Origin of the sequence: Streptomyces sp. NPDC060000 (assembly GCF_042737375.1) — a bacterium.
GTDB lineage: Bacteria > Actinomycetota > Actinomycetes > Streptomycetales > Streptomycetaceae > Streptomyces.
Genome location: NZ_JBHWUU010000011.1, coordinates 1 through 21,767 on the forward strand (window position 1 = coordinate 1; position 21,767 = coordinate 21,767).

The window sequence follows — 21,767 nt, forward strand, 5'->3', positions numbered from 1 at the left end:
GTCGCCGACGGTCCGCAGCCGACGGCTGACCGGCGACGGTCCGCAGGGGCTCCGGCCCCTTGCCCCAGGGGCGCACCGGCCCCGGCGTCTCCGGTGCGGCGCCCTGCCGGCCCCGCCTGGCGTCTGCTGCCCGCCAGGCGGTCCGGTGTCACGTCAGGACTTCAGGTGCCGGGTGAAGAACCGGGCCGCCGCCTCGCCCGCGTGCGGCGGGACGCCGGTGTGGCCGCCCATGTTGACGTTCAGCGCCTTCTCCTTGGAGCCGAAGGCGTCGAACAGGTCCAGGGCCGCCTGCCGGTCGTTGCCCTCGTCGTCCCACTGCAGGAGGACGTGCAGCGGAATGGTGACCTGCCGGGCCTCCTCGAACATGGCCCGGGGCACGTAGCTCCCGGCGAACAGAGCGGCGGCCGAGATGCGCGGCTCGACCACCGCCAGCCGGACGCCGATGGAGATCACCCCTCCCGAGTACCCGACCGGGCCGTCGATCCCGGGCAGCGCGAGGAGGGCGTCCAGGGCGGCCCGCCATTCCGGGACCGCCTTGTCGACCAGCGGGAGGACGAGCCGGTCGACGATCTCGTCGGAGACCGGCTCGCCGGCCTCCAGCGCCCGCCGCAGATCGGCGCGGGCCTGCTCGGCGGCGGCGGAACGGGGCCGGTCACCGCTTCCGGGGAGCTCGATGGTCGCCGAGGCGAAGCCCTCCGCCGCGGAGTGCCGGGCCCGGGCCGCCAGTCGGGGGCGCATCCTGTCCAGTCCGCCGGGGTGGCCGAGCAGGATCAGGGGCACCGGTGCGGACGCGGATGCCGGTGCGGACGCGGGCGTCCAGAGGATGCCGGGGATCTCGCCGAGGGTGAAATCGCGTTCGAGAACGCCGTCGTCGAGACGCTGTTCAGACGTGAAATGCATGGTCGTGCCTTTCGGGAGGGCTCTGGAACGGCGCTCCCGGACGACCTATCGCCCGACCGTGACCCCGGAGGAGAGCACCCATGTCGCTGCTGTGTTCACGGGTACCACCTCCTCGTTCTCTCGCACGGCTTCCGGAAAAGTAGCAGCGGTCGCCGTGGTCCGCCACAGGATTTCGCGGAAGCCCGGCGGGCGGACCCGATCACCGTGAAGCGAGCACGGCGTAGTCGGCGACGGTACGGCGGTAGCGGGTGTGTCCGGTCTCCCGGGTGTGCCCGCGCTGCCACTCCTCCACGTCGGCGGGGCCCGGCCGGGCCCCGGACCCGGCCGGGCACTCGGTGCATGCCGTCTCGTACTCCGCCCCGGCCGAGGCGTCCGGCACGAGCGCGTACTCCCGCAGACCCAGCAGGGCCGCGTGGTAACGGAGTTGGTGGCGGCGTAGCAGGACGTCCGCGTCGGTCTCGGCGCTGCCGTCGTGCCGGGCGCGGGCGTCGTCGCGGAGGGCGGCCAGATCGGCGCAGGCCGCGCAGTCACGGACGGGGACGGGGGACGCGGGTTCCCGCTGCCCCTGGAACGAGCGGGAGTTGGCGGCGCGAACGGCCGCGCTGAGGCGTTCGCCGGGGCTGGCCGGGCGGAGCGTCTCCGGGCGGGCCTCCCACTCCCGGCCGCCGCCGAGCGGGCGCAGCAGTGCGTACGGGCCCGCCTTGCCCCGGTACTCGCCGACGTTGTCCGACACGGGGTCGTAGACGACCGTTCCTGTTTCGAACTGACTCTCGGTGCTCTCGGTGTTTTCGGTCATGCCCCGTCCGTGCCCTCTCCGTACCGACTTGGTGACTCTGGGTGTGTCGAGCGTCGCGCGAGGGCACGGTGCGTATCAATGTCCGACGCGTGCCAGTGGACGCCTGTCACAGAGGGGGACGACCGTGACGACCAACGCCGCGCTGTTCGGCGAGCTGTTGCGGCACTTCCGCGAGGGGGCTTTGCTGACGCAGGACGCGCTGGCCAGGGCGATCCCCTGCGACCGCTCGCTCGTGGCCCGAGTGGAGTCGGGGACCCGGGTCCCCCAGGAGCCGTTCGCGAAGAAGTGCGACGAAGTGCTCTGCACGGGCGGGGCGTTGGCGCGACTGTGGAGCCGGGTGGACTGGTACCCGCAGGTGGAGCATCCGGACTGGTTCGAGCGCAGGGCGAGGATGGACGCGGAGACGGTGGCCCTGCGGGCGTATCAGACACACGTCATGCCGGGCCTGCTCCAAACCCCCGACTACGCGGCCGCATTGTTCGCGCGCCGTCTCCCGCAGGCTGACGACGTGGAGGACCGTGTCCGGGCCCGGCTCAGCCGTCAGCAGCGCTTCTACGTCGAGGGCGGACCGTACTACTTCGCTGTGCTGGACGAGACCTGCCTGCGCCACGTGGTGGGAGGGCGTGAGGTCATGCGGGAGCAGTGCGCCCATCTGCTGAGGGTGGGAAGGCTCCCCAACATCCGCATCCAGGTGGTCCCGTTGGGCCGCCCGGAAATCGACCGGCCCGACACTTCACTGTCGTTGATCAGGCTGCCCGACGGGCACGAGTGGGTCTACTCCGAGTCGCTGGACCGTGGCCACTTCAGCGACGATCCAGCCGTCTTCCTGGCCCACAGTCATACCTATGATGTGCTCAGGGCCGACGCACTGTCAGCCCCCGAGTCCGCCGCTCTGATCAGCGACGTGATGGAAGGGTACGAGCATCATGAGCCAGCCCGAACCGAGCGCGGTCACCTGGATCAAGAGCAGCTACAGCGGCGCCAACGGCGGCGACTGCATCGAGGTCAGCCCCGGTTTCCCCGTCGTCCCCGTCCGTGACAGCAAGGTCCCCGACGGCCCGGTGATCGTCGTCGCGCGGAGCGCCTGGGCCGCGTTCGTCGCCTGCGTCAGGTCCTAGATCTTCAGCAGCAGCTTCCCGGTGCTCTGCCGTGCCCCCATCAGCCGGTGCGCCTGCGCCGCTTCCTCCAGTGCGAACTGGGCGGTGACCGGCAGGGACACCGTCCCGTCGGCGGCCTTGGCGAACGCCCGCCCGACGAGCGTCCGCAGCTCGACGGGGGCGGTCTGGGCCAGCGTGAGGATCGAGAAACCGGCGACCGAGAGGCCGGTGGGGTACAGCTCCGGCTGCCCCACGTGCCACGGATCGGCGGAGCTCGCGTTGCCGAAGGAGACCAGGCGGCCGAAGACCGCGAGGGAGGCCAGTGAGGCCTTCAGCGTCTCGCCGCCGATGGGGTCCAGGGCGAGGTCGACCCCGCGCTCGCCGGTCGCCGCTCGTACGGCCTTCTCGAAGTCGCCGACGAAGACCTCGTCGTAGCCGTGGCCGCGGGCGTACTCGGCCTTGGCCGCCGACGACACCACGCCGTACACCGCGCCTGCGCCCGCCGCCTTCGCCAACTGGCCGGTGACGGTGCCGATTCCGCCGGCCGCGCCCTGCACCAGGACGCTCTCGCCGGGCTGTAGCCGGCCGACGGTGTGCACCAGGGCGTACGCCGTCGGCAGCACCGCCAGGAGGCTCGCGGCCGTGCGCAGGTCGGCGCCCTCCGGCAGCGGGAAGACGGTCGCCGCCTCGGCCACGGCCACCTCCGCGTAGGCGCCGCTCTGCGGCAGGGCGGTCACCTCCTGGCCCACGGACAGCCCGGTCACGCCGTCACCGACCGCCCGCACCCGGCCGGAGAGCTCCAGTCCGGGACGGAACGGCAGCGCCGGGACCCGGTATCCCTCCGCGCGCGCCTTGAGGTCCGCGAAGTTCACCCCGGCGTAGGCCACGTCGATGCTCACCTGGCCGGGGCCGGGCTCGGGCACGTCCGCCTCCACCGCCTCCAGGACCTCAGGACCGCCGTACCGCCGGATCTCGATCGCGCGCATGCCGGACTCCCTCGCCATATGTTCAATGAAAAGCGAACACTCACGAGTGTATGGTTTCTGTCGAACACTCGGCAAGCGGCATGGAGGAGTCGGGCGTGGCACAGCGCAGCGTCGGTCATCGGGCCGCCCCCGAGCATGTCCAGCCCGACGACGTTCCCGTTCTGACCGCGCTCGCCGCGCTGGCCGACCCCGTACGACTCAGCCTCGTCAGGGAGTTGGCGGACTCGCCGGAGTGGACGCGGGCCTGCGGCAGCTTCGACGTGCCCGTCGGGAAGGCGGCCCTCAGCCACCATTTCGCCGTACTGCGCGGAGCCGGTCTCGTCGAGCAGCGCGACGAGGGGCCCAGGCGGGTCAACCGGCTGCGGCGCGAGGAGTTCGACGCCCGCTTCCCCGGGCTGCTCGACCTCGTCCTCAGGCGCGACTGACGGCATCGTCCGGCCCCTCCGCCGGTGCGGGTATCGGGCGGACCGCCTGCGGGCATCGGTTGCCTCGACGGCCGCGTCGAAGGGACGCCCCACTGGCTCGTGGACCGGCGCGCCCGCTTCGCGGTCAGGCGCATCCGGGTTCGGTGACGAGGAGCGGTTGCCGTACGAGGTCGGGGGTCGCCAATGCCGTGAGCCGGGCTGTGCCCCTGCCCTCCGAGCCCGTGTTCCCGGTGACCAGCGGCCGCGGTTCCCTCAGCTGTCCTTGGGTTCCTCGCCCGTCTCGCGGCGCTTCAGCTCGTCCTCGCGGCGGCGCAGGTCGGCCTCCCAGTCCTTGAGAAGCTTCTCGTCCTTCCTGGCCGTCTCGTCCTTCAGGGACTTGAGGAACTCGGGGTTGTCGTCCGGTGCCACCCACTCGGTGCGCCGGGCGCCGGGCGACCCGGACGCCGTGGCGCCGCCCAGGGGCGCGCGGCGGGCCCGGCCGGCCACCAGCCAGGCGATCGGCCCGACGAGCACCTCGCCGAAGAGCAGGATGATGATGACCCAGACCACCTTCGGCAGCCCGCGCACCTCCTCCTCGGGGGTGTTCAGGCAGTCGATGAAGGCATAGATCCACAGCGCCAGGACCAGCAGGAACGGCAGATACCTGAGCATGGTGGCGGGTTCCCCCAGGAGGCGGTGAGGGGGCGTGGTTGGGCCCCGGTGACCGGGCCAGGGTAGCGGGTGGCCGATACTGGGACACATGGCTTACGACGATCTTCGTTCCCTGCTCAGGGCACTGGAACGCGAAGGCGACCTCAAGCGCGTCAAGGCCGAGGTCGATCCGTATCTGGAGGTCGGGGAGATCGTCGACCGGGTCCAGAAGTCCGGTGGCCCCGCGCTCCTCTTCGAGAACGTGAAGGGGTCGGACATGCCCCTCGCGATGAACGTGTTCGGCACCGACCGGCGGCTCCTGAAGGCCCTCGGGCTGAAGTCGTACGGCGAGATCAGCGACAGGATCGGCGGGCTGCTGCGGCCGGAGCTGCCGCACGGGTTCGTCGGCGTCCGCGAGGCGTTCGGGAAGCTCGGCGCGATGACGCACGTACCGCCGAAGAAGGTGAAGCCCCAGGACGCGCCCGTCCAGGAGGTCGTCCTGCACGGAGACGACGTCGACCTCGACGCCCTCCCCGCGCTCTTCACCTGGCCGCAGGACGGCGGCTCCTTCTTCAACCTGGGTCTGACGCACACCAAGGACCCGGAGAGCGGGATCCGCAACCTCGGGCTGTACCGCCTCCAGCGCCACGACAAGCGCACGATCGGCATGCACTGGCAGATCCACAAGGACAGCCGCAACCACTACCAGGTCGCGGCGCGCAAGGGCGAGAGGCTTCCCGTCGCGATCGCCTTCGGCTGCCCGCCCGCCGTGACGTACGCCTCCACCGCGCCCCTGCCCGGCGACATCGACGAGTACCTCTTCGCCGGGTTCATCGCGGGCAAGCGGATCGAGATGGTCGACTGCAAGACGGTGCCCCTCCAGGTGCCCGCGCAGGCGGAGGTCGTGATCGAGGGCTGGCTGGAGCCGGGCGAGATGCTGCCGGAGGGTCCCTTCGGCGACCACACCGGCTTCTACACCCCGCAGGAGCCGTTCCCCGCGCTGAAGATCGACTGTGTGACGATGCGGAAGCGGCCGCTGCTCCAGTCGATCGTGGTGGGCAGGCCGCCGACGGAGGACGGGCCCCTGGGGCGGGCCACGGAGAGGTTCTTCCTGCCCCTCCTCAAGATCATCGTCCCGGACATCGTGGACTACCACCTGCCCGAGGCCGGCGGTTTCCACAACTGTGCGATCGTCTCGATCGACAAGAAGTACCCCAAGCACGCGCAGAAGGTCATGCACGCGGTGTGGGGCGCCCACATGATGTCGCTGACCAAGCTGATCGTCGTCGTCGACTCGGACTGCGACGTCCACGACCTGCACGAGGTCGCGTGGCGGGCGCTCGGCAACACCGACTACGCCCGTGACCTGTCCATCGTCGAAGGCCCGGTCGACCATCTCGACCACGCCTCCTACCAGCAGTTCTGGGGCGGCAAGGCGGGCATCGACGCGACGCGGAAGTGGCCCGAGGAGGGCTACACGCGGGACGGCGGCTGGCCGGAGATGGTGCTGTCCGACCCCGATACGGCGGCGAAGGTCGACCGCCGCTGGAAGGAGTACGGGCTGTGACCTCCGCATCCGCAGCGCTTCCGCAGCCGGGACGCACCAAGGCCTTCCTCCGCCTGGTGATGATCGAGCACTCGGTCTTCGCGCTGCCCTTCGCCTACATCGCCGCGCTGACGGCCATGTTCGAGACGGACGGCAACATCCACTGGGGCAGGCTGCTGCTGGTCACCGTCTGCATGGTGGGCCTGCGCACCTTCGCCATGGCGGTCAACCGGATCATCGACCGCGAGATCGACGCCCGTAACCCCCGCACGGCCCAGCGCGAGCTGGTCACCGGCGCGATGTCGGTGCGGCACGCCTGGACCGGCGCCCTGATCGCCCTGGTGATCTTCCTGGGCGCGGCGGCGCTGCTGAACCCGCTCTGTCTGGCCCTGGCCCCCATCGCGGTGATCCCGATGGTGGTGTATCCGTACGGCAAGCGGTTCACGAACTTCCCGCAGGCCATCCTGGGTCTTGCGCAGGCGATGGGCCCGATCGGCGGCTGGCTGGCGATCACCGGCGAGTGGTCCTGGGACGCGGTGATCCTGGGTCTGGCGGTGGGCATCTGGATCGGCGGTTTCGACCTGATCTACGCCTGCCAGGACGTCGAGACGGACCGCGAGATCGGCGTCATGTCGGTCCCGGCCCGCTTCGGCATCCCGGCGGCGATCCGGGGCGCGCGGGTCTGCCACGCGATCACCACGGGCCTGTTCGTCTGGTACGCCCTGGCCACGGACGCGGGCGCCTTCTTCTGGCTGGGTCTGGTGACAGTCGCGGGCGCGTTCGTGTACGAGCACTCGATCGTGCGACCCCATGATCTGTCCCGGCTGAACAGGGCGTTCTTCCAGACGAACGGGTTCATCGGCATCAGCCTGTTCGTCTGCGCGCTCCTCGACCTGCTGGTGCGCGGGCTCACGGTGTAGTCCGGTCCTGAAGACCTCCGTCCCCACCGGTACGCTCAAGGTGTGAACGCAGGAGAAACGCAGCGCGTGCCTTGGATCGTGGGGGTGTCCGGGGCGTCCGGTACGCCCTATGCCGCCGCTGTGCTGCGTGCGCTGCTCGCCGGGGGTGAGAGCGTCGACCTGGTGGTCAGCCGGGCCTCGCGGCTCACCCTGCTCGACGAGACCGGGATCTCCTTCCGGGACGCGCACTGGCGCGACGACCTGCGGGAATGGCTGGCGCGGGGGGCCGACGGCAAGCCGGGCGCCTTCGACACCGACCTCGGCCGTGTCCGGTACTGGGGGGCGGGGGACCTGGCCGCGGGGCCGTCCTCCGGGTCGTATCCGGTCAAGGGGATGCTGATCGTCCCCGCCTCGACGGCCTGTGTCGCCGGGGTCGCCCTCGGGCTGTCGAAGGACCTGCTCCAGCGGGCCGCGAGCGTCACGCTCAAGGAGCGGCGGCCCCTGGTCGTGGCGGTGCGCGAGACGCCGCTCAACGGACAGACCCTGCGCCATCTCGTCGCGCTGGACGAGGCCGGCGCGAGCGTGGTGCCCGCCTCACCCGCCTTCTACGCGGGAGCCACCCACATCCAGGACCTGGTCGACTTCGTCGCCGGGCGCGTTCTCGACGCGGCGGGGGTCGCGCACGGGCTCTACCGCCGGTGGGACGGCGAACTGGGCGGCGCGAACGGAACCCGGGCCACATGAGCGCCGTCTGAGCACATCGCAGTACCTCGCATCTCTTCAGGAACTTTGATCGGAAGGCTTCGATTCGCATGGACGCGGTGGACAGGCAGCTCATCCAGGCCCTGAGGGAGAACGGCCGGGCCTCCTACGCGGAGCTGGGGCGCCTCGTCGGTCTGTCGGGACCCAGCGTCACCGACCGCATCAACCGGCTGGAGGCGGCCGGTGTCATCACCGGGTACCGCGCCACGGTGAACGCCGCCCAGCTCGGTCTCGGCGTCACCGCCCTGATCGGCATCTCCCTCTCCGACGCCGCCGACCACGAGGACGTGGCGAACCGGGTGAAGGACCTCAGCGAGATCGAGGACTGCTGGTTCATCGCCGGCGACGACTCGTTCATGCTCAAGGTGCGGGCGAACGACGTGGACGGTCTCGAGCGGATCATCCGCCGCCTCAGCGGGACCAAGGGGGTCTCCCGCACCCGTACCACCATCGTGCTCTCCACCAAGTGGGAGAACCGGGTCGGGGAGCTCCCCGAAGAGGTCTGAGGCCCGTTTCAGGGCCGTTCGGGGGCGCCTCCCGTCCGAGGGGCGGGGGCGTACGGTTGGTCGTCGGTGGTGTAGTCGTCGAAAGGTGTGGGCATGGATGTCGGGCTCAAGCGCGAGCTGGAGGAGAAGGTCAGGGCCGGTGAGCGGCTGACCCGTGAGGACGGCATCGCGCTGTACGAGTCGGACGACCTGGCGTGGCTGGGCGGGCTGGCGCACGAGGTGCGGACCCGCAAGAACGGCGACGTCGTGCACTTCAACGTCAACCGGCACCTCAACATGACGAACGTGTGCACCGCCTCCTGCGCCTACTGCTCCTTCCAGCGCAAGCCGGGCGAGAAGGACGCGTACACGATGCGCATCGAGGAGGCGGTGAAGCTCGCCAAGGCGATGGAGGGCGAGAACCTCACCGAGCTGCACATCGTCAACGGCCTGCACCCGAACCTGCCCTGGCGCTACTACCCGCGCTCGCTGCGGGAACTGAAGGCCGCCCTCCCGGAGGTCTCCCTCAAGGCGTTCACGGCCACGGAGATCCACCACTTCGAGACGATCAGCGGGCTGTCCGCCTCCGAGATCCTCGACGAACTGATCGACGCCGGTCTGGAGTCGCTGACCGGCGGCGGCGCCGAGATCTTCGACTGGGAGGTGCGGCAGCACATCGTCGACCACCGCACCCACTGGGAGGACTGGTCGCGCATCCACCGGCTGGCGCACGAGAAGGGTCTCAAGACCCCGTGCACCATGCTGTACGGCCACATCGAGGAGCCCCGGCACCGCGTCGACCACGTCCTGCGCCTGCGTGAACTCCAGGACGAGACCGGCGGCTTCCAGGTCTTCATCCCGCTGCGCTACCAGCACGACTTCGTGGACATGCAGGACGGCAAGGTCCGCAACCGGCTCCAGGCCCGCACCCAGATGGCGACCGGCGCGGAGGCCCTCAAGACCTTCGCGGTGTCGCGGCTGCTGTTCGACAACGTCCCGCACGTCAAGGTCTTCTGGGTCATGCACGGCGTCCAGACCGCGCAGCTCGCGCTTCAGCACGGCGCCGACGACATGGACGGCTCGGTCGTCGAGTACAAGATCACGCACGACGCCGACAACTACGGCACCCCGAACAAGCTGACCCGCGACGACCTGCTGGACCTCATCCGGGACGCCGGCTTCCGCCCGGTGGAGCGCAACACGCGGTACGAGATCATCCGCGAGTACGACGGCCCCGACCCGGCCCGCCGTGAGTCGCCGCAGCCGATGCGGGTCTGAGCACGTCAGCGGCAAAGGCTCGGAACGCAGGGCCACGTAAGGACTACCATCCTTGCGTGGCCCTTACCTTCACTCTCGACCCCGCCGTCACCCCCGCCCTGCGCGACGGCATCCTCGACCTGTGGACGGACGTCTCCAACGCGGGCGGAGCCGTCGGCTTCGTGCCGCCGGTGGAGCGCGAGACGGTCCGGCCCGAGCTGGTCCGGCACCTCGTCCAGATGGCCGAGGGGCGCACCCGGCTGCTCGTCGGACACGACCCGGCCGGCGAGGTGGCCGCGACGGCGTTCTTCAGCTTCAACACGCACCGGCTCCAGACCCACTGGTTGACGCTGTACACGGTGATGGTGCACCCCCGGCACCAGGGCAGGGGCTACGGCCGCGACCTGCTGGCGGCCGCCGCCGAGCAGGCCCGCGCCTTCGACGGCATCGACGCGATCCGGCTCACCTGCCGCGGCGGACTCGGCCTGGAGCGCTTCTACGACTCCTGCGGCTACAAGGAGGTCGGCCGCATCCCCGGCGCGATCCGGGTAGCGCCGGACGACGACCGCGACGACATCATCATGCTGCTCCCCCTGACGTGACCTGACCTGACCTGACCTGACCTGACCTGACCTGACGTGACCGCTCCGGACCCGATGTGACCGCTCCGGCCGCCCGCACCCCGCTGCAAGATCGGGGCTTCGGCGTGCTTCACTGGATGACGGCCCCTTTTGGAATCGGAAGAGTGGATTGACATGCTCCGCTACACACTGATGCGCCTCGGTGTCTTCGCCGGCTGCCTCGTGGTCGTCTGGGGCCTCGTCTACTCGGGCGTCGTCCCGCGCGGCCTCGGCGACTCCAACATCATGTGGATCCTCCTCCTCTCACTGGTGATCTCCGCGCCGATCAGCTTCGTGGTGCTGCGCAAGGAACGCGACCGCGCCTCGGTGCACGTCGTGCAGCGGGTGGACCGGATGAAGGCCAACCTGGATGCCAACCGGTCCCAGGAGGACGCCACGGTCGACGAGGCGGCGCACTCCCAGGGCCAGGCGCAGACCTCCTGACCCTCATCGCGCGGGGCGGGCCCGCGCGGGCCCAACTACGCTGTGCCCATGGGTGCCGTGAAGACCAAGCGGATGCCGCGTGCGGTCCGTGAGCAGCAGATGCTGGACGCCGCCGTGGAGACCTTCGGCCGCCGCGGGTACATGGCCGCGTCGATGGACGAGATCGCCGAACTGGCGGGCGTCTCCAAGCCCTTGGTGTATCTGTACCTGAACTCCAAGGAAGACCTCTTCACCGCCTGCATCCGGCGTGAGGCCCAGGCACTCGTCGCGGCGGTGCGCACCGGCGTCCGCACCGATCTGCCCGCCGACCGCCAACTCTGGGACGGCCTGCTGGCGTTCTTCGCGCACACCGCCGAGCACCCGCACGCCTGGTCCGTACTGCACCTCCAGGCCCGCACGCACGGCGAGCCCTTCGCCGCCGAGGTCGCGGCGATGCGCGAGGAGATCGTCGCGTTCGTCACCCAGCTGATCGTGGTCGCGGCCAGGGAGGCCCACCGCGACCCAGACCTCCCCGAACGCGAGGTCGCCGGACTCGCCGAGGCGCTGGTCGGCGCCGCCGAGTCGCTCGCCGCCTGGGCCAACACCGCCGACGGCACCACGGCCCGCCAGGCGGCGGCCACCCTGATGAACTTCGCCTGGGCAGGCCTCGGCAACCTCATGAACAGCCGCCCCTGGTCCCCACCGGAAACCTGAGACGCGACGCGTGGCCGTCGCGAAGGGCCGGTCACGCCACGGCGGGACGGTCACGGCCTGAGCGGATCCACCCGCCCCTTCACATGCACCCGTCCCGCCTCTCCCGTTCCGCGCAGTTCGAACCGTTCGCCGTCGGACGCGAAGGCCACCGTGCCCGGCAGCAGGACGGGCGCCCGGAACTCCGCCCGTACGCGCACCGCCGGCGGGCTGCCGTGCGCGGCGAGACAGCGGGCCACGGTCCACATGCCGTGCGCGATGGCCCGCGGGAAGCCGAAGAGGCGGGCCGTGAGCGCGTGCAGGTGGATCGGGTTGCGGTCGCCCGACGCGGCACCGTAGCGCCGCCCCACGTCGGCGGCGAGCCGCCACTCGTCGAGCACGGGAACGGGCTCCCGGGTCGCCGCAGGGGACTCGGCGGCGGGCACGGACTCGGTACGGTGCCGGGCCAGATATGTGCTCGTCGACTCCCACACGACCGCGCCGCGCTCCCGCAGCTCCGTCACCACGACCGCCTCCGTCCCCCGCCGGTGCGCCGCCAACCGCTCGACGTACACCGTGAGTTCGTAGGTACCGGTGGCCGCCGGGGCGGTGTGGCGGGTGATCTCGATCGACGTGTGGACGAGGCCGAGCAACGGCAGGGGGAAGCCGCGGCCGCTCATGATCCGCATGGCCAGCGGAAAGCCCAGGACGTGGGGATAGGTGAGCGGCAGTGCGTCCTCACCGGTCGGGAAGCCGCACACCCGCTCGTAGGCGGCCAGCCGCTCCAGGTCCACCCGCAGGTCGGGCAGGACGAGACGGTCACCGGTGCCGGAGAACGCGACGCCCGGCCCGGGCCGCTTGAACGGCGAGCGCAGCGCGCCGAGGGCGAGCCGCGGACCGAGGGACGGAGGCCCGGACAGCATGATCACTACGCCGGTCACTACGCCCCCAGCAGGCTCTGGCCGCACACCCGCACGACCTGCCCGTTCACCGCGCCGGACGCCGGATGGGCGAGCCAGGCGATCGTCTCGGCGACGTCGACGGGCAGCCCGCCCTGCGCCAGGGAGTTCATCCGGCGGCCCGCCTCACGGATGAACAACGGCACCGCGGCCGTCATCCTCGTCTCGATGAAGCCCGGCGCCACCGCGTTCACCGTGACCCCGTGCTCGGCGAGCGCGCGCGGCGCGAGGGACCGGACCAGACCGGCGACGCCCGCCTTGCTCGCGCCGTAGTTCGTCTGCCCCGCGTTGCCCGCGAGCCCGGCGATCGAGGCGGTGGCCACGATCCGCCCGCCCGGCCGCAGGGTGCCCTTGGCGAGCAGCGCGTCCGTCGTGCGCAGCACGCTCGCCAGGTTGACGTCGAGCACCGAACTCCACCGATCCGCCGGCATGTTGACCAGCCGCCGGTCCCGTGTGATCCCGGCGTTGTGGATCAGCACGTCCAGCCCGTCGGGGAACTCGGCGGCGATCCGCTCGCCCGCGTCGGCGGCCGTGATGTCGAGCGTGAGGGCACTGCCGCCCAGCCGCGCGGCGACCCGGCGGGCGTCCTCCTCGGCCTGCGGTACGTCCAGGACGACGACATGGGCGCCGTCCCGGGCCAGCGTCTCGGCGACGGCCTCGCCGATGCCCCGGGCGCCCCCGGTGACGAGCGCGGTGCGGCCGGCGAGGGGGAGTGCCCGGTCGACGGGGGCGTCGGACCCCTCCCACCCGCCGGTCCCGTCGAACCCGCCGGTGCCCTCAGCCCCCCTGGTCCCCTCGAACCCGCCGGACCCGTCGAACCCGCTGGCCCCCTCAGCCTCCCTGGTCCCCTCGAACCCGTCGGCCCCCTCGAACCCGCCGCTGCCCGCGGCCCCCACGCCGATCACCTGGCCGCTGACGTACGCCGACCTGGGGGAGAGCAGGAAGCGCAGGGTGGACTCGGCGGCGGAGGCGTCGGTCAGCCGGACCAGGTTCACCGTCCTGCCCCGTCCGATCTCCTTGCCCAGGGACCGCACGAACCCCTCCAGGGCCTGCTGTACGGCCGCCTGGTGGTGGTCCCGGGCGTCCAGGGGCGCGCCCAGCACGACCACCCGCCCGCTCGCCGTGACCGTCCGCACGACGGGGTACAGGGCCGCGTGCACCTCGGCGAGCGTCTCGACGTCACGGACACCGGTCGCGTCGAGGACGACGGCGGCGGGGGCGGCGGCGGAGCCGGCCGGTCCGGCGGAGCCGACGGGTTCGGTGGGCAGTCCGGTGCGGGCCAGCACCGGCGCGAGGTCGAGCGCGGACGGCCCGCCGGCCGTGAGTTGCAGCAAGTGGCCGTCCAGGGAGGGCTGTTCGGCTGTCCAGCGCCTGAGCGCCGCCGGTTGCGGGAGCCCGAGCCGCCGGGTGAGGAGGCGGCCGGGCGCGGTGGCGGTGAAGCTCAGATAGCGGTCGGCCATGATGATCTCCCACGGGCTCGGCGGACACGACGTACCGGGTGCTTACTCTGGAGTAAGGTTACCGTGGGTAAGTCTAGGTCACGGGTGAGGAGCAGGTCGAGATGAGTACCTCGGAGCCGGCACGGGCGAGCCAGCGGGTCAGCCATCTGAAAGTCGCTGGGAGCCAAGCGCCGCAACCCCGCCCGGAACTGCCGCGCGTCCGCCGCGTGGCGATCGTCGGCGGCACCCGTATCCCCTTCGCCCGCTCCGACGGCCCCTACGCCACCGCCTCCAACCAGGAGATGCTGACGGCGGCCGTGAACGGGCTCGTGAACCGGTACGCGCTCGATGTACCCGGCGTCGTGGGCGAGTTGGTCGCCGGAGCCGTCCTCAAGCACAGCCGCGACTTCAACCTCGCCCGCGAGACCGTCCTCGGCTCGAAGCTCGACGCCCGCACCCCCGCCTACGACATCCAGCAAGCCTGCGGCACCGGCCTCCAGGCCGTGATCGCCGCCGCCAACAAGATCGCCCTCGGCCAGACCGAGTCCGCGATCGCGGGCGGCGCCGACACCGCGAGCGACGCCCCGCTCGGCGTCAACGACCGGCTGCGCCGCATCCTCCTCGAAGCCCGCCGGGCCAGGTCCACCGGCGCCCGCCTCAAGGCACTCGCGCAGATCCGCCCCGCCCACCTGATCCCCGAGATCCCGCGCAACGCCGAACCCCGCACCGGTCTGTCCATGGGTGAGCACGCGGCGGTCACCGCCCGCGCCTGGGGCGTCGAACGCGCGGCCCAGGACGAACTGGCGGCCGCCAGTCACCAGCGCCTCGCGGCCGCCTACGAGCGCGGCTTCTTCGGCGACCTGGTCGTCCCGTTCCACGGCCTGGCCCGCGACCAGAACCTGCGCCCGGACTCCACGGTCGACAAACTGGCCGCGCTGAAACCGGTGTTCGGCACCGACGGGCCCGACCCGACCATGACGGCGGGCAATTCGACGCCGCTCACCGACGGTGCGGCGGTCGTGCTCCTCGCCTCCGAGGAGTGGGCCGAGGCGCGCGGCCTGGAGCCGCTCGCCTACCTGACGGCGTACGAGACGGCGGCCGTGGACTTCGTGCGCGGAGATGTCGCGAACGGCGAGGACGGGCTGCTCATGGCACCCGCGTACGCTGTCCCGCGCATGCTGGAGCGGGCCGGTCTGGGCATCGAGGACTTCGACCTGTTCGAGGTCCACGAGGCCTTCGCCTCCCAGGTGCTGGCGACGCTCGCGGCCTGGGAGAAGCGGGGCCTGGCGCCGGTGGACCGCGACCGCCTGAACGTCGCCGGATCCTCCCTCGCCACCGGTCACCCCTTCGCGGCGACCGGCGCCCGCATCGTGGCGACCCTGGCCAAGCTGCTCGCCGAACGGGACGGCCCCGCACGCGGGTTGATCTCGATCTGCGCGGCCGGCGGGCAGGGAGTCACCGCGATCCTGGAACGAACGTGAAGATTCCTCACATAACCCCCGAGACTGCACATCCCCAGCCCCGGAACATCCCCGAACACGCACAAGCTCCACACGCGCACGCCGTACGATCCCCTACCTAACTGGCGGTAACCCCTGCCTTCGGGGGCATCCCGGTTGAACGCCTCGGTGCGCGAGGCACGTACGTCATGCAGCAAGCAGTTTCGTCGCTGCACGCCCAGGGAGCCGCCCGTGTCCACGCCGTATCCAGCCGCCGGCTCGGCCTACGCCGACCCCGACGCTCCGCCCAGCCTGGTGGAACCCGAGACACGACGACTGGACGGCGCGGTACGGGAGGCGTCCGTACCGGCGTTCGCGCGCCCGGTGACCTACGGCTCGCTCGCCGACCTGCCCTACGACAACGCGGCCGCCGACCCCCAGGCGGTGGTCCTCAGCCGCAAGGGCCAGGACGGCGAGTGGACGGACATCACCGCCGAGCGCTTCGCCGCCCAGGTCCACGCGGTGGCCAAGGGGCTGATCGCGGAGGGCCTCGTGCCCGGCGACCGGCTCGCCATCATGGCCCGCACGACCTACGAATGGACGCTGCTCGACTTCGCGGCCTGGGCGGCCGGCCTGGTCACCGTGCCCGTCTACCCGACCTCCTCCGTCTTCCAGACCCGCTGGATCCTCCATGACTCGGGCGCGGTAGCCCTGGTCACCGAGGCCACCGCCCAGGCGGCGACGCTCGGCCCCGAGCTCGACCGGCTGCCCGACCTCCACCACCTGTGGGTCATGGAGAAGGGGCATGTGGACCGGCTGATCGAGGCGGGCGAGCACGTACCGGACGCCGAGGTGGAGATCCGCCGGGGAATGCTGGTCCCCGACACGCTCGCCACTCTCATCTACACCTCCGGCACCACGGGCCGCCCCAAGGGCTGCGCGCTCACCCACGGCAACTTCTTCGCCGAGGTCGACAACGCGATCGAACTGCTCTACCCGATCTTCAAGTCGGGGGGCGAGGACCTCTCCGTCCTGCTGTTCCTGCCCATGTCCCACGTCTTCGGCCGCATGGTCGCCATCGCCTGTGTCCGGGCCCGCGTCCGCCTCGGCCACGCCCCGAGCCTCAAGGCCGACGAACTCCTCCCGGACCTGGCGGCCTTCAGACCCACCTGTCTGCTGGCCATCCCGTACATGCTGGAGAAGATCTTCAACACCGCCCGCGGGAAGGCCGAGGCGAGCGGCAAGCTGTCCTCCTTCGACCGGGCCGCCGGCGTGGCCCGCCGCTACGGCGAGGCGGTCGAGGCACAGAAGACCGGCACCGGATCCGGCCCGGGGGCCACCCTCCGCGCCGCCCGTGCCCTCTACGACCCGCTCGTGTACCGCCGTATCCGCAACGCCATGGGCGGCCGCGTCCGGCACGCCATCTGCGGCGGCTCCCCCCTGGGCCGACGCCTGTCCGCCTTCTACCTCGGCGCGGGCATCGAGATCTACGAGGGCTACGGCCTGACGGAGACCACGGGCGCGTCCACGGTGACCCCACCGCTCAAACCCCGCCTGGGCACGGTCGGCTGGCCCCTGCCGGGGACGAAGATCCGCATAGCCGCGGACGGCGAGATCCTGATCGCCGGCGAACACGTCCTGCGGGGCTACTGGGACCCGGCGGCCGGAGGAGTCGTCCCCGCCGCCCCCGACGGCTGGCTGCCCACCGGTGACCTCGGCGAACTGGACGACGAGGGCTATCTGACGATCACCGGCCGCAAGAAGGAGATGATCATCACGGCGGGCGGCAAGAGCGTCGCACCCGCGCCCCTGGAGAACTGGCTGCGCTCCCACCCCCTGATCTCCCAGGCCATGGTCCTCGGCGACGGCCGTCCCTACGTCTCCGTCCTCCTCACCCTCGACCCGGACGGCCTCACCCACTGGCGCCAGATGAACGGCAAGCACCCGGTCCCGGCGGAACTGCTCATCGACGACCCGGAGTTGCACGCCGTACTCCAGCGGGCGATCGACGAGGCCAACAAGCTGGTGTCCCGCCCGGAGTCGATCCGCCGCTTCGCCGTCCTCCCGACCGACTTCTCGGAACACGCCGGCCACCTCACCCCCTCCATGAAGCTCCGCCGCGAGGCGGTCCTGCGCGACTTCGCGGACCAGGTGGAGGGGCTGTACGAGCAGGAGCCGCGGTAGACGCGACGGGCGCGACGGACGCGACGGGCGCGACGGACGCGACGGGCGCGACGGACGCGACGGACGCGACGGGCGCGACGGACGCGACGGACGGGGTAAAGGAATCGCGGGGCGGCCCCCCTCGGGGAGTATGCGGCTCGTGAACGGCATCGAGTTCTTCCACTACCCCTGGGACGATCACCCCTCCGCCCTGGTCTGGGGCATTCGCGTCGATGGCGCCGACCTGCGCGCACACGCGGCCTGGGCGACACGTGAGCTGTGGCGACCGGAGCTGGAGGACCAGTTCGAGGACCAGGAACGGGAGTCGGCGGAACACGTCTGGCGCCAGCACGACGGTCTGGGCGTCCTTGAGTTCAGCGAGAACCCCTTCCTGCGCGCGACCGACCGGACCCCCCTCCTCGGCTGCCCCTGTGGCATCTGGCAGTGCTGGACGCTGATGGCCCGTATCGAGGTGACCCCCACGACGGTCACCTGGTCCGCCTTCCGTCAGCCCGAACGCGAGGAGTGGGGCGAGCTGCCGATCGGTCCGTTCGTGTTCGAACGGACGGCGTACGAGGCGGCGCTGAGCGCTCCGGCGGTGCTGGCGCAGGACCCGCTGGGCCCGCCTCCGGATTCCCTGGGCTGCGTTCCCTGATCCTTCTCGGTGGCGACGGCGGAGGCGGAGAGGAGCGTCGCACCGGCGAGGCCGCCCCAGAGTGCGGCCGGGCCGTGGGGCGCGAGCGCGGTGATGACCGCAGGGGAGACGGCGAGGCCGAAACCCGTGGACAGCTCGAAACGGGCGAGGGTGCGTCCCAGGAGATGGGCCGGGGCGAGGACGGTGACGAGCGCGGTGGCGCTGCCGGCGTAGAGGATCTCGCCGAGGGTGCAGACCACGGACACCGCGGCGACGGCCGGGGCACCCCAGCCGTGCCCCAGTGCGGTGGCCACGAGAAAGCCCAGGTAGGACACGGTGAGCACCACGCCGGCGACAGCCAGCACGCTCCGCCGCGAGAAACGGGACATCAGCACCGTGACCGGAACCTGCAAGGTGACCACCAGCACCGTGTTGGCCACGAAGATGGCCGCCGACCACACCGGGGACGCGTGCAACTGGGTCACCAGGACCAGGGGGAGCGCGACCTCGGGGACGTTGAGGCAGAAGGCGTAGATCACGTTGGCGGCCAGCAGCGCGCGCATCCGAGGGGCGGGTGCGTGGGCGGGCTCGTCGGCGCTGTCCTCGGCCGGAGGAGCGGCCGGATACGCGCGCAGGTGGACCGACCAGGCCAGGGCCGACGCCGCGAGATAGGCGACGCCGGTGACGGCCGCCAGCGCCTGCAACGCGCCGGTGCCGCCCGCCAGGCAGGCGGTGGCGAGGAGCGCGCCGGTTCCCAGGCCTGCGTTGCGCAGGGCGCGGCCCGCCGCGAGAGCGGTGTCGCGTTCCCGGCCGTGGGCGACCGTGGCCACGAGAGCGGCATGGGCGGCCGGCCAGGCCTGGTTGCCGACGCCGAGGACGAGCGCCGCCGTCGCGAACAGGCCGGCGTGTCCCGCCGGGGTGGCCAGCAACAGGGCCACACCCAGCACCTGCACCAGCATCGAAGCCGCCACGACGGTGCTGCGTGCGCCCCGGTCCAGCCATCGGCCCACCACGGGCATGCACGCCAGGCCCACGACGACGCCGGCCGTCATGGCGATGCCGGTGACCGGCGCGGACAGCCTCAGCACCGTCACCCCGTAGATCAGCAGAAAGGGTCGCAGCATGCCGGTGCCCAGCGCGTCCACGGTCAGGGCGACGGCATAGCGGGGGCCTCCGGAGGCACGGACGAGGGCGCGGGGCCGGATCTTGGGGGTGGTTGCCATGGTGGCAACGGTGAGTTCAACCTCCCGGTCGGCCACGTCGGTTGACGGAGACCGTCAACCGACGCCGTCGTCGGCCGCCCGGTCGGTGATGATGAGGGATGACGTTGAGGATCGACATCAGCGGCCTGCCGTCGGAGCGACTGCGGTTCGCCGCCTCGCCGCTGGCCGAGCTGACCGCGATGCTGCACGTGCTGGCGGAACCCGGGCACCATCCGCAGCTCGCCGGCTGGGCCGGGGACGTCTGGACCGCGCTGCGGCCGGAGCTGGCCGAGCGGCTGCGGGAAGCGGAGTTCCTCTGGCGTTCCTCACAGGCGGACTTCCTGATCCCCGCCCGGCCCCGGCCGACCCTCGCCGAGGAGCTGGACGACGTGGACCGGATCGACGACGAGCGGTATGTGACCGCCGCGCTCGTCACCACGTGCGGCAGCAACCGGGTCCACTTCGGCATGCCGTCGCCGCTCACCGACGCGACCGCGCGCGAGCGGGCCCTGGACCTGGCCCAGTCCCGCGGCGCGCTGCAGGAGGCCTTCGCGGAACGGCTGCTCGCCGACCCGGCGGCGGTGCGGGCGCGGGTGCGCGACACCCTCGAACAGTGCGCCGAGGCCTTCTTCGACGCCACCTGGGCGGGCGTCGCCGTGCGACTCGCCACCGACCTGCGCCTGAAGAACGACCTGCTGAGGCGCCAGGGCGTCGGGGCGGCCCTCGCCTCGGTCTCCGACGCGGTCACCCTGGCGCCGGACGGCGACTGCATCATCGTCGACAAGCTCCAGGACAAGGCGACCACCGCCCACGGCACCGGGGTCACCTTCATCCCCAGCGTCTTCGGCCGCCCGCACCTGGTGGCGGTCCACGCGCCCGGGTGGCGGCCGGTGGTGCAGTACCCGGTGGGCGAGCCGGGTCCGGCGGAGCCGGTGTCGCTGGAGACGGTCACCCTACGGCTGGAGGCACTCGCCCATCCGGTGCGGCTGCGCCTGCTGCGCACCCTGGCCCGCAGCCCGCAGACCAACCGTGAGCTGGCCTACGCATGGGACCTCACGCCCCCGGAGGTCTCCCGCCACCTCGCCGTGCTGCGCCGCGCGGGCCTGCTCACGGCCCAGCGGCACGGTCGCTACGTCCGGTACACCCTCGATCTGCCCGCGCTGACGGCACTGGGGTCCGACCTGCTGGGGGCGGTGCTGCGCTGAGGCGACTGCTTCACGGCTTCACGGCGTGGGCGAGGAACTCGGCCCAGGCACCGGTGGCGAGGGAGAGGCGGGGGCCGTCGGGGTTCTTGGAGTCCCGGACGTGGATGATCCGGGGACAGACGGCTACTTCGAGGCATTCGCCTCCTTCTCCGCCGCTGTACGTCGACTTGCGCCAGACGTAAGCGACTTCGAGGCAATCGCCACCCTCGCCGCTGCTGTAGCTGGACTTGAACCAGTTGAGGTCCTCGCTGTTCACAGCTCCTCCAGCTTTTTCTCGATCAGCGTTCGGGTTTCCCGGGGCGGGAGAGCCATCGCCCGCATGCTCCCATAGCGGGCGGCGATCTTCCGGACCTCTTCCGGGTCGGTGATCAACCGGGGAAAGCCCTGTGCCTCCGTATATGCGACCTGCGAATGCTTCTTGGGCGTCAGAAGGTTGAAGGCGCTATCCAGATTCGGGTGTTCCTGCACCCGGGTCGGCATCACCTGGATTTCGACGTTCCGCATGCGGCTGACCGTCAGCAATCGCCGCAACTGCTCCGCATGGACATCCCGTCCACCGATCGGCCGGTCCAGGACGGTCTCCTCGATCACGTAACTCACAATCGGCACAGGCCAACGGTCGAAGACCTGCTGGCGCGAGAGCCTGTCGGCCACCCGTTTCTCGATGGTCTCCTCGTTCAGGAAGGGACGCCGGTTCGCGAACACCGCGTGGGCGTGGTCCTTGGTCTGGAGCAGCCCGTGCACCGCGTTGATGGAGTACTGGTGCAGCTCAACGGCTTCGGCCTCCATCGCCGCGTATCCGCGATACCACTCCGGATGCCGCGTCCGCACCCGGCTCATCGCCTCCCTGACTTCGGGAACGGCCTCCTTGAACAGGCCCCCCGCAGCCAGCAGTTCGTCCGCCTTCTCCAGCACCTCGGGCCGGATCGTCCGTACGCCCCGCTCCATCGCGGAGATCGCGTCCGGGCCGTACCCCACCAGCTCCCCGAACTCCTTCTGGGTGAGCCCCTTACGCTCCCGCAGCAGTTTCAGCATCTTGCCCAGGGCCGTGAACAGTCCTGTCGTCCCGTCGGCCTCCGCCGGTGTCTCCGGCCTGCGGTCGTCCGTCACGTACGCCACCACCCTCCCGCCTCCGTGGTCACGGCCGACGACCCGTACGCCTGCCCCACCGCAGCCGTACAACTACACAGAGTCGTCAGGCTGTCTCTGG

Annotated in this window: 23 protein-coding genes; 14 read left to right on the top strand and 9 right to left on the bottom strand. The window is 71.4% G+C overall.

The window, feature by feature from the left end; genetic code table 11:
• Positions 1 to 153 precede the first annotated feature (153 nt).
• Positions 154 to 900, bottom strand: coding sequence for an alpha/beta hydrolase (locus ACFWBB_RS08535; RefSeq protein ID WP_385268499.1), 747 nt, complete (start codon positions 898 to 900; stop codon positions 154 to 156).
• A gap of 199 nt (positions 901 to 1,099) precedes the next feature.
• Entirely contained in the window at positions 1,100 to 1,696 is a 597-nt protein-coding gene (locus ACFWBB_RS08540) for a hypothetical protein (protein WP_385268501.1), read from the bottom strand.
• Positions 1,697 to 1,820: 124 nt separating this feature from the next.
• On the opposite strand from ACFWBB_RS08540, the gene ACFWBB_RS08545 reads away from it, so the two are divergent.
• Both ACFWBB_RS08545 and ACFWBB_RS08550 read left to right on the top strand, forming a co-directional pair.
• Positions 1,821 to 2,735, top strand: a complete 915-nt coding sequence (locus ACFWBB_RS08545) for a Scr1 family TA system antitoxin-like transcriptional regulator (RefSeq protein WP_385268503.1) — start codon at positions 1,821 to 1,823, stop codon at positions 2,733 to 2,735.
• Positions 2,695 to 2,814, top strand: coding sequence for a DUF397 domain-containing protein (locus ACFWBB_RS08550; RefSeq protein WP_385268717.1), 120 nt, complete (start codon positions 2,695 to 2,697; stop codon positions 2,812 to 2,814). The genes ACFWBB_RS08545 and ACFWBB_RS08550 overlap by 41 nt, the downstream gene beginning before the upstream one ends.
• Here the strand turns inward: ACFWBB_RS08550 and ACFWBB_RS08555 are convergent.
• On the bottom strand, positions 2,811 to 3,779 hold the full coding sequence (locus ACFWBB_RS08555; protein ID WP_385268505.1) for a zinc-binding alcohol dehydrogenase family protein: 969 nt from the start codon (positions 3,777 to 3,779) through the stop codon (positions 2,811 to 2,813). The two genes, ACFWBB_RS08550 and ACFWBB_RS08555, sit on opposite strands and share 4 nt — an antisense overlap.
• Before the next feature lie 80 nt (positions 3,780 to 3,859).
• Between ACFWBB_RS08555 and ACFWBB_RS08560 the strand changes: the two genes are divergently transcribed.
• The gene (locus ACFWBB_RS08560) at positions 3,860 to 4,204 is read left to right on the top strand and encodes an ArsR/SmtB family transcription factor (protein ID WP_385268719.1); all 345 of its coding nucleotides are present in this window, start codon (positions 3,860 to 3,862) and stop codon (positions 4,202 to 4,204) included.
• A gap of 252 nt (positions 4,205 to 4,456) precedes the next feature.
• Here ACFWBB_RS08560 and ACFWBB_RS08565 read toward each other — a convergent pair whose 3' ends face one another.
• Positions 4,457 to 4,855 (bottom strand): PLD nuclease N-terminal domain-containing protein, encoded by a 399-nt coding sequence (locus tag ACFWBB_RS08565; RefSeq protein ID WP_385268507.1) that lies wholly within the window; start codon positions 4,853 to 4,855, stop codon positions 4,457 to 4,459.
• 88 nt (positions 4,856 to 4,943) lie between these two features.
• On the opposite strand from ACFWBB_RS08565, the gene ACFWBB_RS08570 reads away from it, so the two are divergent.
• The 8 genes from ACFWBB_RS08570 to ACFWBB_RS08605 all read left to right on the top strand — a co-directional run bounded on the left by ACFWBB_RS08570 (position 4,944) and on the right by ACFWBB_RS08605 (position 11,540).
• Positions 4,944 to 6,401 carry a menaquinone biosynthesis decarboxylase gene (locus ACFWBB_RS08570; RefSeq protein WP_385268509.1) on the top strand — a complete coding sequence of 486 codons (1,458 nt, stop codon included), beginning with the start codon at positions 4,944 to 4,946 and terminating at the stop codon, positions 6,399 to 6,401.
• Positions 6,398 to 7,300 carry a menaquinone biosynthesis prenyltransferase MqnP gene (mqnP, locus tag ACFWBB_RS08575; protein WP_385268511.1) on the top strand — a complete coding sequence of 301 codons (903 nt, stop codon included), beginning with the start codon at positions 6,398 to 6,400 and terminating at the stop codon, positions 7,298 to 7,300. The genes ACFWBB_RS08570 and mqnP overlap by 4 nt, the downstream gene beginning before the upstream one ends.
• A gap of 66 nt (positions 7,301 to 7,366) precedes the next feature.
• A complete protein-coding gene (locus ACFWBB_RS08580) occupies positions 7,367 to 8,023 on the top strand; it encodes a UbiX family flavin prenyltransferase (protein ID WP_385268721.1) in 657 nt (218 codons plus the stop codon).
• A 68-nt stretch (positions 8,024 to 8,091) separates the two neighbouring features.
• Positions 8,092 to 8,547 carry an Lrp/AsnC family transcriptional regulator gene (locus ACFWBB_RS08585; RefSeq protein ID WP_385268513.1) on the top strand — a complete coding sequence of 152 codons (456 nt, stop codon included), beginning with the start codon at positions 8,092 to 8,094 and terminating at the stop codon, positions 8,545 to 8,547.
• A 93-nt stretch (positions 8,548 to 8,640) separates the two neighbouring features.
• Positions 8,641 to 9,804: an aminofutalosine synthase MqnE gene (mqnE, locus tag ACFWBB_RS08590; RefSeq protein WP_385268515.1), complete on the top strand. Its 1,164-nt coding sequence runs from the start codon at positions 8,641 to 8,643 to the stop codon at positions 9,802 to 9,804.
• A gap of 56 nt (positions 9,805 to 9,860) precedes the next feature.
• The gene (locus ACFWBB_RS08595) at positions 9,861 to 10,385 is read left to right on the top strand and encodes a GNAT family N-acetyltransferase (protein WP_385268517.1); all 525 of its coding nucleotides are present in this window, start codon (positions 9,861 to 9,863) and stop codon (positions 10,383 to 10,385) included.
• Between the two features lie 153 nt (positions 10,386 to 10,538).
• Entirely contained in the window at positions 10,539 to 10,847 is a 309-nt protein-coding gene (locus ACFWBB_RS08600; protein ID WP_385268519.1) for a DUF4229 domain-containing protein, read from the top strand.
• A 48-nt stretch (positions 10,848 to 10,895) separates the two neighbouring features.
• Positions 10,896 to 11,540 carry a TetR/AcrR family transcriptional regulator gene (locus ACFWBB_RS08605; RefSeq protein WP_385268521.1) on the top strand — a complete coding sequence of 215 codons (645 nt, stop codon included), beginning with the start codon at positions 10,896 to 10,898 and terminating at the stop codon, positions 11,538 to 11,540.
• A gap of 50 nt (positions 11,541 to 11,590) precedes the next feature.
• Here ACFWBB_RS08605 and ACFWBB_RS08610 read toward each other — a convergent pair whose 3' ends face one another.
• Positions 11,591 to 12,439, bottom strand: coding sequence for a MaoC family dehydratase (locus tag ACFWBB_RS08610; RefSeq protein ID WP_385268723.1), 849 nt, complete (start codon positions 12,437 to 12,439; stop codon positions 11,591 to 11,593).
• A gap of 17 nt (positions 12,440 to 12,456) precedes the next feature.
• Positions 12,457 to 13,935 carry a 3-oxoacyl-ACP reductase gene (locus tag ACFWBB_RS08615; protein WP_385268523.1) on the bottom strand — a complete coding sequence of 493 codons (1,479 nt, stop codon included), beginning with the start codon at positions 13,933 to 13,935 and terminating at the stop codon, positions 12,457 to 12,459.
• Between the two features lie 101 nt (positions 13,936 to 14,036).
• Here ACFWBB_RS08615 and ACFWBB_RS08620 point away from each other — a divergent pair, with 101 nt between their 5' ends.
• Both ACFWBB_RS08620 and ACFWBB_RS08625 read left to right on the top strand, forming a co-directional pair.
• A complete protein-coding gene (locus ACFWBB_RS08620; protein ID WP_385268525.1) occupies positions 14,037 to 15,395 on the top strand; it encodes an acetyl-CoA C-acetyltransferase in 1,359 nt (452 codons plus the stop codon).
• A 210-nt stretch (positions 15,396 to 15,605) separates the two neighbouring features.
• Positions 15,606 to 17,537: an AMP-dependent synthetase/ligase gene (locus tag ACFWBB_RS08625; RefSeq protein ID WP_385268527.1), complete on the top strand. Its 1,932-nt coding sequence runs from the start codon at positions 15,606 to 15,608 to the stop codon at positions 17,535 to 17,537.
• 486 nt (positions 17,538 to 18,023) lie between these two features.
• Here ACFWBB_RS08625 and ACFWBB_RS08630 read toward each other — a convergent pair whose 3' ends face one another.
• Positions 18,024 to 19,373, bottom strand: a complete 1,350-nt coding sequence (locus tag ACFWBB_RS08630) for an MFS transporter (protein WP_385268529.1) — start codon at positions 19,371 to 19,373, stop codon at positions 18,024 to 18,026.
• A gap of 98 nt (positions 19,374 to 19,471) precedes the next feature.
• Between ACFWBB_RS08630 and ACFWBB_RS08635 the strand changes: the two genes are divergently transcribed.
• Positions 19,472 to 20,557 carry a DUF5937 family protein gene (locus ACFWBB_RS08635; protein ID WP_385268531.1) on the top strand — a complete coding sequence of 362 codons (1,086 nt, stop codon included), beginning with the start codon at positions 19,472 to 19,474 and terminating at the stop codon, positions 20,555 to 20,557.
• 10 nt (positions 20,558 to 20,567) lie between these two features.
• On the opposite strand, the gene ACFWBB_RS08640 is transcribed toward ACFWBB_RS08635, so the two are convergent.
• A complete protein-coding gene (locus ACFWBB_RS08640) occupies positions 20,568 to 20,813 on the bottom strand; it encodes a DUF397 domain-containing protein (protein ID WP_385268533.1) in 246 nt (81 codons plus the stop codon).
• Entirely contained in the window at positions 20,810 to 21,676 is an 867-nt protein-coding gene (locus ACFWBB_RS08645) for a helix-turn-helix domain-containing protein (protein ID WP_385268535.1), read from the bottom strand. The genes ACFWBB_RS08640 and ACFWBB_RS08645 overlap by 4 nt, the downstream gene beginning before the upstream one ends.
• Positions 21,677 to 21,767 lie beyond the last annotated feature (91 nt).

Coding starts and splice junctions, on each gene's coding strand:
- ACFWBB_RS08615 (WP_385268523.1), bottom strand. CDS start 13,935: ATGGCCGACCGCTATCTGAGCTTCACCGCCACCGCGCCCGGCCGCCTC.
- ACFWBB_RS08635 (WP_385268531.1), top strand. CDS start 19,472: ATGACGTTGAGGATCGACATCAGCGGCCTGCCGTCGGAGCGACTGCGG.
- mqnE (WP_385268515.1), top strand. CDS start 8,641: ATGGATGTCGGGCTCAAGCGCGAGCTGGAGGAGAAGGTCAGGGCCGGT.
- ACFWBB_RS08630 (WP_385268529.1), bottom strand. CDS start 19,373: ATGGCAACCACCCCCAAGATCCGGCCCCGCGCCCTCGTCCGTGCCTCC.
- ACFWBB_RS08610 (WP_385268723.1), bottom strand. CDS start 12,439: ATGCTGTCCGGGCCTCCGTCCCTCGGTCCGCGGCTCGCCCTCGGCGCG.
- ACFWBB_RS08535 (WP_385268499.1), bottom strand. CDS start 900: ATGCATTTCACGTCTGAACAGCGTCTCGACGACGGCGTTCTCGAACGC.
- ACFWBB_RS08585 (WP_385268513.1), top strand. CDS start 8,092: ATGGACGCGGTGGACAGGCAGCTCATCCAGGCCCTGAGGGAGAACGGC.
- ACFWBB_RS08600 (WP_385268519.1), top strand. CDS start 10,539: ATGCTCCGCTACACACTGATGCGCCTCGGTGTCTTCGCCGGCTGCCTC.
- ACFWBB_RS08555 (WP_385268505.1), bottom strand. CDS start 3,779: ATGCGCGCGATCGAGATCCGGCGGTACGGCGGTCCTGAGGTCCTGGAG.
- ACFWBB_RS08540 (WP_385268501.1), bottom strand. CDS start 1,696: ATGACCGAAAACACCGAGAGCACCGAGAGTCAGTTCGAAACAGGAACG.
- ACFWBB_RS08570 (WP_385268509.1), top strand. CDS start 4,944: ATGGCTTACGACGATCTTCGTTCCCTGCTCAGGGCACTGGAACGCGAA.
- ACFWBB_RS08565 (WP_385268507.1), bottom strand. CDS start 4,855: ATGCTCAGGTATCTGCCGTTCCTGCTGGTCCTGGCGCTGTGGATCTAT.
- ACFWBB_RS08620 (WP_385268525.1), top strand. CDS start 14,037: ATGAGTACCTCGGAGCCGGCACGGGCGAGCCAGCGGGTCAGCCATCTG.
- ACFWBB_RS08560 (WP_385268719.1), top strand. CDS start 3,860: ATGGAGGAGTCGGGCGTGGCACAGCGCAGCGTCGGTCATCGGGCCGCC.
- ACFWBB_RS08605 (WP_385268521.1), top strand. CDS start 10,896: ATGGGTGCCGTGAAGACCAAGCGGATGCCGCGTGCGGTCCGTGAGCAG.